Source organism: Brevibacterium moorei (assembly GCF_024580735.1).
Lineage (GTDB): Bacteria > Actinomycetota > Actinomycetes > Actinomycetales > Brevibacteriaceae > Brevibacterium > Brevibacterium moorei.
In genome coordinates this window covers 56,096-67,819 of sequence record NZ_JANIJX010000021.1, presented here as the reverse complement: position 1 = coordinate 67,819, position 11,724 = coordinate 56,096, and the positions used below count along the sequence as shown (strand labels likewise).

Genomic DNA, 11,724 nt, shown 5'->3' with positions numbered 1-11,724 from the left:
AACGCCGAGACGATGACTTCGTCATCGCCTACCGTGAATACCTGCTCGCCGCGTAGGCCACCTCGCCATGGTCGATCACCACCACCATGATCACGACCGGGCTTGACAACCTATAGGAGCATCACGGCCTCGCCAACGCACCGCGCACCCACGACACCGCACTGCACAATGCACTGAGTGGCCGGGACGCGCCGAGATCTCCAGAGGTCTCCTGGCGCGTCCCGGCCACTCGATGGGATGGGAAACAGGTGTAGAGGTCAGCGGGTGCCGATCTCGAAATCAGCTTCCCGGTCAGTCCTTCGGGGTTCGATCGTGAGAACCACTATTCTGACCGACACCCGAATTCTCCTTCGGGGGCTTCGGTTTCGAACCGTCCGAACCACTCGAGCCGCCCGACCCGCTGGAGCTCCCCGACCCCGGCTTGTCCGGCTTTGGCTTATCCGGCTCCGGCTTCGGCTTCGGTTCCTTCGGCGGTTTGATGCCCGTCTTCCCATCGCCGTCGGACTTTCCCTTGCCGTCCGCGGACCCCTTGTCCTTGCCCTTGTCCTTCGAGTCCTCCCGGTCCTTCTTCTTATCCGATTCGTCCTTGGCCTTCTCGGTGTGCCTGGCCTTGGACCTGGAGTTCGAGGACGAATGCGACCTGGAGTTCGACGACCGGTTCGAATTACCCCGCAACTCGTTGTTGCCGCTACCGTATTGGTCGTCGTCCCCACCGGTGTTGAGCTTGGGCAGGTCCGAGGGGCTGGGCCGCGAGGGGAAGGACTTCACATCCGTGCCCTCGAGCGACTGCCGCATGAAGTGCGTCCAGGCCTGCACTGGGTACGAACCGCCGGTGACCTCGCCGCGCGAGCCCCAGGGGCCGATCGGCACCGCATAGTTCCGCATCTCCCCCGAGGCCTTGTCCTTCTTCGCCTTGGTCCGGGAAATCGACACGACGGTGGCGCGCTGCGGCGTATAACCGGTGAACCAGGCCGAATAGTTGTCACTCGAGGTACCGGTCTTGCCCGCGGCGGGCCGGCCCAGACTGGAGGCGTAGGAGCCTGAGCCGGAGGAGATGACGTGGCGCAGGGCGTAGGTTGTCTCCGCCATCACCGCCTTGTCGAACTTGCGCTCTCCCTCGGTGTCGGGCTGGTAGACGACCTTGTCTGCGCCGTCCGTGGCCTTCTCCACCACATGCGCCTTGCGATAGATTCCCTGGGCGGCGAAGGTCGCATAGGCATTGGCCATGTCCACCGGGCGCGGGCTGGAGGTGCCCAGCACGTTCGACAGGTTCTTGTCCAGGCCCTGTGTGCTCTCCGGCAGACCGGCGCGGATCGCGGCCTCCTGGGTCTTCTCCGGGCCGACCTTCTTGTTCAGGTACCCGTATGCGGTATTCACCGACGATTCCGTGGCCTTGAGCAGGGACACCGTACCGTAGCTGGACCCGCCGAAGTTGTGCACGGTCCACGGTGCGTTCCCCTCGGAACGGATCGTGATCTGTGAGCCGGGCCAGGACGAACCCAGGCGGTAGCCGTCCTCGATCCCGGCGACCAGGGCGAAGGGCTTGAACGTCGAGCCAGCCTGTGCGGTGCCCTGCAGAGAATCGTTGAACTGCTGCTTGAGATAGTCCTTGCCGCCGTACATCGCACGGATCCCACCGGTCTTCGGGTCGATCGACACCAGGCCGATGTGCATGCCCTTCTTGGGCTTGGGCAGGGATTGCACGGTGTCCAGCGCCGCGTCCATGTCCTTCTTGTTGAAGGTCGTGACGATCTTGTAGCCGCCACGGTAGATCTGGTCCTCGCTCAGGCCCTGGGCCTTCATCTCGTTGACCACGGCGCGCAGCATATAGCCGGTCTGCCCGCCGAAGCCCTTCTCCTTCTTGGGCGAGTAGACCTTGGGCATGGTCGTGTCATTGCCCAGGTTCGCCGGGATGTTACCGCGTTCGACCATCCCCTGGATCACATAGTTGTAGCGGCCCTGATAGACCTCCGGATTGTCGGCGGGATCCGCGGCCCCCGGACGCTGGATGATCGCGGCCAATAGCGCGGCCTGCTTGTAGTCCAGGTCAGCGGCGGGCTTGTGGAAGTAGTTCTGGGAGGCGACCTCGGCCCCGTATGCCCCGCGGCCCAGGTAGATGGTGTTGAGGTAGTTCGCCAGGATCTGGTCCTTGTCCAGTTCCTGGTCGATCTTCAGGGCGATGAACATCTCCTTGGCCTTGCGGACCATGGAGTGGTCGTTCGTCAGATAGTAGTTCTTGACGTACTGCTGGGTGATCGAGGAACCGCCGCCGGCGTAGTCGTTGGTCACCAGGCCCCAGACCGCACGGCCCAGGCCCTTGACGTTGATCCCGCGGTTCTCGTAGAAGGACCGGTCCTCCGCTGCAACGGTGGCCGCCTTGAGCGTGGGTGAGATCTTATCGGGTGCGACCGGCTGCCGGTTCTCGATCTTGAGCTGACCGATCAGCTTCTTGCCGTCGTCGTAGTAGACATTGGTCGTCGCACCGGTTGCGGACACATTCGCCTGTGGAATGGGCGTGCGGCTGTAGCCGATGGCGAAGCCGGCCACGACGATGACGAAGAGGCCCAGGACGCCGGTGACCCACAGCCGGAACGACGGCAGCCAGCGGGTGAACCCGCTTTTGCCGGCTCGCGGATAGTTCAACACGCGCCCCATCCAGGTACGACGGCGGCCCGTAGCGGCACCCCTCGACGCAGCTGCGTCAGACGAACGTTTAGACAAGAATCCCCCAGGGGTTTCAGACGACTGGTTCCGAAGCCCAGGGCGCCGCCGGTGAGTGGTGGGGCCGGATTCGGAACGGAAAACCGCCCTTCAGTCTAAGTGCCCCAGCTGTCCGTGCCCATATACCATCACCTGTGAATCTCGGGGTGGCGCCACTCACACACCCTCAGGATCAGTGTCCCCTAACCTTAAGAGAGCGGTTCGGCGAAATCGGCCTCGGACCATTCGCGCGAGGCTCCATCGCCCCAACTCGGACCACTGGCACCGGCGGTGCCGGCCGGGTCCACACCCGGCACCCGATCCTCGATCTCCCCGCCCACACCGTGCAGTTCGCGTTCGCGCACACGCAGTTCGACGCGGCGGATCTTCCCCGACATGGTCTTGGGCAGTTCGGTGAACTCCAGACGCCGGATTCGCTTGTAGGGCGGCAGTTCTTCGCGGCAGAAGCGCAGAATGTCCTCGGCCGTTCCGGCGTTCGGCTCCCACCCCGGAGCCAGGACGACATAGGCCTTGGGAACCGCCAGGCGCACCGGGTCCGGGGAGGGCACGACGGCGGCCTCGAGTACCGCCTCGTGCTCGATCAGGACCGACTCCAATTCGAAGGGCGAGAGCCGGTAGTCGCTGGCCTTGAACACGTCGTCGGCCCGGCCAACGTACGTGAAACAGCCGGTTTCGTCGCGCGCCGCGACGTCACCTGTGTGATAAACATCATCGGCGAAAACGGCGTCGGTGCGCGCCTCATCGTGCCAGTAGCCCGTGGTCAGGCCCACAGGACGGGGGTCCAGGCGCAGGCAGATCTCCCCTTCGTCGGTCATCTCACCGGTCGCGGGATCCCGCAGCACCACGTCGAAACCGGGCAGGGCGCGCCCCATCGTGCCGGGCGCGGTGTCCTGCCCCGGTGTATTGCCGATGACCAGTACGGTCTCGGTCTGGCCGTAGCCATCGCGTACCGTGGTGTGCCAGTCCCGTTCGACCCTGGCGATGACATCGGGGTTCAACGGCTCCCCCGCCGACAGCGCCTTGGCCGGCGGCGCGGACAGGTTTTCCAGACCCTCCTGGACCAGCATCCGCCAGACGGTGGGCGGAGCGCAGAAGCTGGTCACTCCGACGGTGTCCATCACCCGCATGAGCGCCGCCGCATCGAAGCGCGAGTAGTTGTAGACGAACACGCAGGCCCCGGCGATCCAGGGCGTGAAGATATTCGACCAGGCGTGCTTGGCCCAGCCGGGCGAGGCGATGTTCAAGTGCACATCGCCCGGTTCCAGACCCATCCAGTAGAGGGTCGCCAGGTGTCCCACCGGATAGGACACGTGCGTGTGGACGACCATCTTGGCCTTCGACGTGGTGCCCGAGGTGAAGTAGAGCAGCAGTGGGTCGTCCGCCGCGGTGGGGCCGTCGGGGGTGAAGGCAGCCGACTGTTCGGCCGCCGCCGCATAGGCCACATCCCCGGGACGCTGTGCCGGGGCACCCACCACGATCCGGGTCAGGGGTGCCTCGACGGAATCGAATTTGGCGGCATCCGCGGCGCCGACGATGGCGAAGTCCACCTCGCCGCGCTCGGCCCGATCGTGCAGATCGACCGGGCCCAGTTGAACCGCGGTGGGCAGCATGACCGCACCCAGCTTGGTGCAGGCCAGCATCGACTCCCACAGTTCGACCCGGTTGCCCAGCATGATCATCACATGACTGCCCCGGCGCACCCCGGATGCGGCCAGCAGATTGGCCACCCGGTTGGATCGCAGCGACAGGTCGGAATAGGACCAGGTCCGCTGTGAACCGTCCTCCTCGACGATGTGCAGGGCCGGCTCGTCATTGCCGTCCGCCACGACGTCGAACCAATCCAGGGCGAAGTTGAAGTGCTCGAAGTGCGGCCAGGAGAAGGAATCACGCGCGGCGTCCAGATCCTCGCGAAGTTCGATCAACTGGTCTCTGGCGGCACGGAACCGCTCGGTCACATCGCTCACATTCTCTCCTTTGGGAAGCGTCGCGTATAACTGAATCGTCGCAAATCAGCTGCGACGCTGCAAAGGTGATTTTATCCGCTACACGGTGTAGAACTCGGGATTTACCGCATATGTAGTTGATATTTTATGCAAATCAATGGGAGGCAGGGCCTGTGGCCTGGTCCTCCGCGGCACCCGACTCGGGCTGCTGGGACCACCAGTCCAGCAGTGCCGCCCGCGCGGCCTCGGCGTCCAGGGGCCCCTGCTCCATTCTGGTCTCCAGCAGGAACCTGTACGCCCGGCCCACCACCGGCCCCGGGGCGATCTGTAGGATCTCCATGATCTGCTTGCCGTCCAGATCGGGCCGGATCGCATCCAGGCGCTCGCGTTCGGCCAGCCGGGTGATCCGCTCCTCCAGGTCGTCATAGGCGAAGGCCAGGCGGTCGGCCTTCTTACGATTGCGGGTCGTGACGTCGGCGCGCGTGAGGATGTGCAGCCGGGTCAACAGCTCACCGGCGTCCGTGACATAGCGGCGCACCGCGGAATCGCTCCATCCGGCATCGCCGTAGCCGTAGAAGCGCAGGTGCAGCTCCACCAGGCGGGACACCTTGGAGATGGTGTCCTTGTCGAAGTGCAGTGCGCGCATCCGCTTGCGCGTGAGCTTCGCGCCCACCACGTCGTGATGGTAGAAGGTCACGGCTCCCCCGGCCTCGAACCGGCGGGTGGAGGGCTTGCCGATATCGTGCATGAGAGCGGCGAAGCGGACGATGAAATCCGGCGCGGACAGCACCGGTTCCGGGGCCTTCGACTCCGAGGACGCGGCAGTCGGCTCCGTGCCCTCGGCACCCTTGGCTTCTTCGGCCGCATGGATCCGCTTCATATACGCGGCCTCGAGGTCGACCGCCTGGCGCACCACCGTCAGGGTGTGCTGGTAGACGTCCTTGTGGCGGTGGTGCTCATCGCGTTCGAGCCGCAGGCCTGCGACCTCGGGCAGCACGTGGTCGGCGATCCCGGTGGACACCAGCAGGTCGATGCCGGCCGCCGGATCGACGCCCTTCATCAGTTTGACCAGCTCATCGCGCACACGCTCGGCGGAGATGATCGTGATGCGCTCGGCCATGTCCGTCATCGCCGTCTTGACCTCGTCGGAGACGGTGAAGCCCAGCTGGGAGGTGAAGCGCGCCGCGCGCATCATCCGCAGCGGATCGTCGTTGAAGCTCATGGTGGCACTGGCGGGGGTCCGGATGACCTTGTTCTCCAGGTCCTGCAGACCGTTGAAGGGGTCGACGAACACGCGGCCGGGCAGGCGCACGGCCATGGCGCCGATCGTGAAGTCGCGGCGGATCAGATCGTCATCCAGATTGTCGCCGAAGGCCACCTGGGGCTTGCGGGAGTCCGGATCGTACTTCTCCGCCCGGTAGGTGGTGATCTCGATCTGATAGCCGCGCTTGAGCATGCCGATGGTGCCGAACTTCCGGCCGATGTCCCAGTGCGTGTCGGCCCAGGGCTTGATCAGCCGTTCGATCTCATCGGGGCCGGCGTCCGTGGTGAAATCCAGGTCCGGCATATCGCGGCCCAGCAGTGCATCGCGCACACTGCCACCCACCAGTGCCAGTTCGAATCCGGCATCGGCGAACAGGCGCCCCAGCGGTCCCAGAACATCGTCCAGGGTGTCGAGGACATCCTGCAATCGTGTGTGCGCGCCCGCTGGAAACACCGAACCTCCAAGTTGATAAACAGCAGGGACAAGCCTACAGTGTCGCCGAGTCCGCAGCGCCGATGCCTCCCGCTGACCCGAAACCGGGGATATGCCCCCGGATACCGGGTCATTCCTCCGGTTTCGGGTCATCGGCGCGTCGTCACAGCGTCGTCGGCACGTCGTCACCGCGCCAGCACCGGAAACTCCGGCATCCATGAACCGTCAAGCCTGCTCGGTAGACTGTCCCCATGTCACGACCGCTTCCCAAGCCGCGCCCTTTTCCGGCGCCCCGCCGTCAGGTGGAGGAAGTGTCTGCCGGTGGCATCGTGGTCGACTTCGCCTCGCCGGACCTGCGCGTGGCCGTGATCGCGCGGATCAACCGGGCCGGCCGGATCGAGTGGTGCCTGCCCAAGGGCCACCTGGAGGGCGATGAGACCGCGGCCCAGGCCGCCCGCCGCGAGGTCGGCGAGGAAACGGGAATCGAAGGAGCCGTCATCACCACCCTGGGCAGCGTCGACTACTGGTTCTCCGCGTCCGGCCTGCGCATTCACAAGGTCGTCCACCATTTCCTGCTGCGCGCCACCGGTGGCCGGCTGACAGTCGACAACGATCCCGACCACGAGGCGATCGACGCCATGTGGATACCCTTCGCCCAATTGCAGGACCGCCTGTCGTTCGCCAATGAGCGCAGGATCGCCCTGGCCAGCGCCTATGTCCTGCCCCGGTACATCCAGCGACCCGGAAGTTGATGTGAACAGACTCCTGCAGACCGTTGCCGCGCTGGCCTCGGCGGCCCTGGCCCTGGCACCCGTGGCAGCACCCGCTCTCGCCGCTCCCGGGTCCGAGGCCGCAGCGGCACCCGGCACCGCGGCGGCACCCGCCGCACCCGCCACGGCCGCACCCGAGGCCTCGGCCACTCCCGCCGAGGGGTCCGGTGCCCTGGGCACCCTGAACGTGACCACGCTGACGCCCTGGCTCGATGCGGACGGCACTCTCACCGTCTCCGGCACACTGACGGCCGCGCGCGACCTCGAGAAGCCGCGGCTGGACCTGCGGATGTCACAGCGCCATTACGATTCCCGCGAGGCGCTGAGCAGTTGGACGAACGGCTCGGGCTCCTCCACCTCACTGGCCCAGGCGGCTGCCAAACCCGTCGTACCGAAGGTGGACACCACGGCCGACGATTCCAAGAAGAAGAGTGCGAAGAAGAAGCCCAAGGCCGAAGTCGCCCAGCTGCCCGCCGAGCTGCCCGCGGGACGGAGCGTCCCGTTCTCCTTCAGCCTGCCCGCCGGCGCCCTGCCCCTGAGTGCGACCGATCCGCTGCGCGAATGGGGCGTGCGCGGCCTGAGCCTGGATCTGAGTTCCCAGGGCTCCACCGATTCCGCTGATTCCCAGGGCCAAGCGGACGACACCGGTACAGAGGACTCCGCGGACGAGGGCCTCGACGCGGACGGGGTGCAGCGGCTGCGCACCTTCACCACCTGGTATCCCCGGCCCAAGATCGATGCGACCCGGCTGGGCACGATCCTGCCGGTCACCCTGCCCAGGTTCGGCCGGAACGGACTGATCGATCCCGCCGAGCTCGAGGCCCAGGCCGCGGATTCCGGCAATCTGGCCTCGCTGCTGGCCGGGATGAAGACGAACCCCTCTGCCGTCCTCGCCGCCGATCCGCGGCTCCTGCTGAGCGTCTACGCGGCACTGCGACCGGCCATGGAGGCCAAGACCGCAGCCGGAGCGGCCGATGCGAAGGCCGGCACCTCGGCGCTCGGCGGAGCAGAGACCGTCAACCCCATTACCGTCAAATCCCTGACCCAGGTGCCCAAGGACGATCCGTACCCGCGGCTGCGCAGCTGGTGGCGCCAGTTCACCCAGGCCACCGCCGGCCATGAGGTCATCGCCCTGCCCTGGGCCGACGCCGATTCCCAGGTCCTGGACCGGGCCGGCCTGCGGAAGCAGTCCGAGGTCGCCGCACACGAACGCAAGCTGGTCACCGATTTCCTCCCCGGTGCGCGCACCGACGTCACCTGGCCGCGGGCCGGGTCCCTGGACTATGAGGGCCTGCACGGTCTGCTGCGCACCAAGGGCCTGCCGATCGTCGACGGAACACAGGCAGCGGCCGATGAGCCCTACACCGTCAACGCCCGCTCGACCGTCACCCTCCATCCTGGGCAGTCGGTGTCCCGCGGCGCCGACCCGATAACCCGGAAGAACGTGTTGGCACTCGACACCGAACTCGACGGACTGGCCGAGCAGGTGGCCGGTGGGGCGAGTCCCGCGCTGAGCCGTGCCCGGCTGGCCGCCGAGACCGCGGCCCTGGCCGGCGAGCGCCCGTTCAGTCGGCGCACCGTGTTGATGAGCATGCCGCGGACCGCCGCGACGACCTCCTGGGCCGAGGTCGGAACGCTGATGGCGAATCTGCCCTGGCTCGAGCACACCGGACTGGCGGATGTGGCCAAGGCGGATCCGGCAGAGCGGACTGCTGTGCCGGCGCGCTCTGCAGACACCGCTGCGGCGAAGGACGGTGCTGCGGCCGAGGACGCCGCAGACGCCGCGGACGCAGACACGGATGCCGATGCCACGGACGCCGCGACCGGGACCGATACGAGCCCTCTCGACACCGTGAAACAGGAGGGCGAGCGTCTGGCCCCGCTGCGCGCCACCGTGGCGCGCGGCAGGTCCTTCTCCGCACTGTTCGTCGACCCCTCCACCGCGCGGACCCGCAACGACCGGATCGTCTTGGGTTGTGCGGCGGTCGGCTGGGATGTGGCATCGACCCGCACCGCGGCGCGGCAGGCGGTGGCTGCGCGTCCGGCAGGGCAGGCGACCGCAGGGGCGGCAGGCGGAGCCGATGGAGCGGCCACCGCCCAGACCACCCCGGGCGCCGAGGACGCGACGGCGGCCCAGCCACAGGACCGGGACGCCTGCGTCACCGCGACGCAGGAGCGCCTGCGCGGCCTGGAGGACGGGCTGCACGTTGAGAAGAGTTCCTCGGTGCTGTTGGTCACCGGGGACAAGACGACGATTCCGGTACGGGTGGAGAACTCCACCGATCTGCCGATCGAGTTCATGGTGGCGTTGACCGGGCAGGGTCCGGCACTGCAGACGGACCGTTCCGAACCCACACGTCTGGACCCGGATGAGACCGCCCGCGTCGAGGTCCCGGTCGAGGGCATCGCGAATGCCGATGTGATGGCCGATGTCCGGATCCTGGCCACCGACGGCACCGAGGTGGGGCAGCGCCCCGCCATCAACGTCCGGGTCCGTGCAGACTGGGAGAATATCGGTACGGCCGTGATCGGTGCGGGTCTGCTGGCCGTGTTCGTCTTCGGTCTGGTCCGCGCGGTCAGGAAGGGCAAGCGCAAGCTGCCCGACGACCAGTTGGACGCCGCGCTGGCCCGCGGCCAGGAACACGACAAGGGTTGAGAGGACGGACTTCCGTGCACGAGGACGGGGAACAGGGGCCGCAGTATCGGACGCGCGCCCAGCGGCGCAGGGCCGAGGCCGCAGAGGGCTCGGCCGATCGCGATCCGGTGGTGCCCAGGCACTCCACGGGGCGGCATCGCTCCGGCCATGCGGCACCGCCGCGCCAGGAGGATGTGCCTGCGCGTCCGAGCACTGCGCCCGCACAGCCGGCCGACGCCACCGAGCCGGTGGGGGCCTCGGCGGCGGGAACCGCGCAGGCCGCGACCGTGGATCCGGCGGCGGCGCAGACGAAGAGCCTGGCGAAGTCATCGGCGATCATGGCCGCCGGCACTCTGGTCTCCCGCGTGCTGGGCCTGGTCAAGACGATGCTGTTGCTCACGGCGATCGGCGTGACCGTCGGTGGCACCGCCGATGCCTTCGACGTGGCCAATAAGATCCCCAACAACCTCTACATGCTCTTGGCCGGCGGTGTGCTCAACGCCGTGTTGGTCCCGCAGATCGTGCGCGCGACCAAACAGCCCGATGGCGGTCGGGACTTCACGAACCGACTGCTGACGCTGTCGATCACACTGCTGCTGATCTTCACGGGTCTGGCGACCCTGTGCGCTCCGGCCCTCATCTGGCTGTACTCCGGTGGCTGGCCGGCCGAACAGACCGCGCTGGCCGTGGCCTTCGGCTACTGGTGCCTGCCGCAGATCTTCTTCTACGGCCTCTACACGCTGCTGGGCCAGGTGCTCAACGCCAAGGGCTCCTTCGGCCCGTACATGTGGGCTCCCGTACTCAACAACGTCGTGGCGATCGCCGGACTGGGCCTGTTCATCCTGTTCTTCGGCCCCGGCGAGGCCGGGCAGCACGCCGTGGGAACCTGGAATGCGGGCAAGATCGCCCTGCTGGCGGGCTCGGCCACCCTGGGCGTCGTGGCGCAGGCGCTGATCCTGGTCTTCCCGCTCAAGCGGATCGGCTTCCGATTCCGGCCCACCTGGGGTTTTCGCGGGGTTGGTCTGGGCACCGCGGGCAAGGTCGCCGGCTGGACCTTCGCGGCCGTGTTGATCGGCCAGCTGGGCTTCGTGTTCATCAGCCGCACCGCCGCCGGTGCGACTTCGGTCGGCGGGCAGATGTCGGCGGGCAATGCCGCCTACACCAGTTCCTACACGATCTTCATGCTGCCGCATTCGCTCGTCGCGGTATCCCTGGCCACCGCACTGTTCACCTCGCTCAGCCGCTATGCCGCTGACCGGGACGTCGCCGCAGTGCGCGGCTCCTACTCCCAGGGCATGCGCCTGGTGGGGCTGGTCAATGTGTTCTTCACCTCCGCCCTGGTGGCACTTGGCACCCCCACCGCGGCGCTGATCGCCGGCGGCTCCACTGCGCAGGCCAGGACCCTGGGTCTGATCGTCGCGGTGATGATCCTGGGGCTGGTCCCATTCTCCGCGAACTATCTGACCCAGCGTGTCTTCTACGCCTACGAGGACGCCCGCACCCCGTTCTGGATCCAGCTGGTGCAGGTCGCGGTCACCACGCTGGGCCTGCTGGTGGTCGAACGGTTCGGCACGCAGTACGTGGTCGCCGGCATCGGGGCCGCGATGGCGCTGGGCTATACGGTCGCCTGTGTGCTCTCCCTATGGCTGCTGCACCGCAAGATCGGCAGCATCGACCTGTGGCGGATCGTCTGGTCGCACGTGCGCTTCGCCATCGCCGGGATGGTGGCGCTGGTGGTGGGCCGGGTACTGCTCATCGCCGTGGGTGAATCCGCCTACGCCGGCCGGGTCCACTCGTTCATCTCCGTGGCCTGGATGGGCGTCGTCATGCTGCTGGTCTACCTGGTGGCCTGCCGCCTGCTGCGCGTGCGCGAGGTCACAGCCCTGACCCAGGCGGTGCGCACCAAGCTGGGGCGCTGAACAACCGGCACACAGCCGGCGGATAACGAGTTCGTCAAGA

The 11,724-nt window shown here is 67.1% G+C and carries 6 protein-coding genes; 3 read left to right on the top strand and 3 right to left on the bottom strand.

Translation table 11 applies throughout. From position 1 onward, the window contains the following. Positions 1 to 291 precede the first annotated feature (291 nt). The 3 genes from NQ034_RS12985 to NQ034_RS12975 all read right to left on the bottom strand — a co-directional run bounded on the left by NQ034_RS12985 (position 292) and on the right by NQ034_RS12975 (position 6,381). Complete coding sequence (locus NQ034_RS12985) at positions 292 to 2,655, bottom strand: transglycosylase domain-containing protein (RefSeq protein ID WP_257049335.1); 2,364 nt, start codon at positions 2,653 to 2,655, stop codon at positions 292 to 294. A gap of 254 nt (positions 2,656 to 2,909) precedes the next feature. Further along, positions 2,910 to 4,685 (bottom strand): AMP-binding protein, encoded by a 1,776-nt coding sequence (locus tag NQ034_RS12980; protein ID WP_257049334.1) that lies wholly within the window; start codon positions 4,683 to 4,685, stop codon positions 2,910 to 2,912. 133 nt (positions 4,686 to 4,818) lie between these two features. Next, complete coding sequence (locus NQ034_RS12975; RefSeq protein WP_257049333.1) at positions 4,819 to 6,381, bottom strand: CCA tRNA nucleotidyltransferase; 1,563 nt, start codon at positions 6,379 to 6,381, stop codon at positions 4,819 to 4,821. Between the two features lie 230 nt (positions 6,382 to 6,611). On the opposite strand from NQ034_RS12975, the gene NQ034_RS12970 reads away from it, so the two are divergent. The 3 genes from NQ034_RS12970 to murJ are packed head-to-tail and all read left to right on the top strand — an operon-like array spanning position 6,612 to position 11,684. Next, positions 6,612 to 7,112 (top strand): NUDIX hydrolase, encoded by a 501-nt coding sequence (locus NQ034_RS12970; RefSeq protein ID WP_257049332.1) that lies wholly within the window; start codon positions 6,612 to 6,614, stop codon positions 7,110 to 7,112. 1 nt (position 7,113) lies between these two features. Then, complete coding sequence (locus tag NQ034_RS12965) at positions 7,114 to 9,786, top strand: DUF6049 family protein (RefSeq protein ID WP_257049331.1); 2,673 nt, start codon at positions 7,114 to 7,116, stop codon at positions 9,784 to 9,786. Between the two features lie 14 nt (positions 9,787 to 9,800). Next, a complete protein-coding gene (gene murJ, locus NQ034_RS12960) occupies positions 9,801 to 11,684 on the top strand; it encodes a murein biosynthesis integral membrane protein MurJ (RefSeq protein ID WP_257049330.1) in 1,884 nt (627 codons plus the stop codon). Positions 11,685 to 11,724 lie beyond the last annotated feature (40 nt).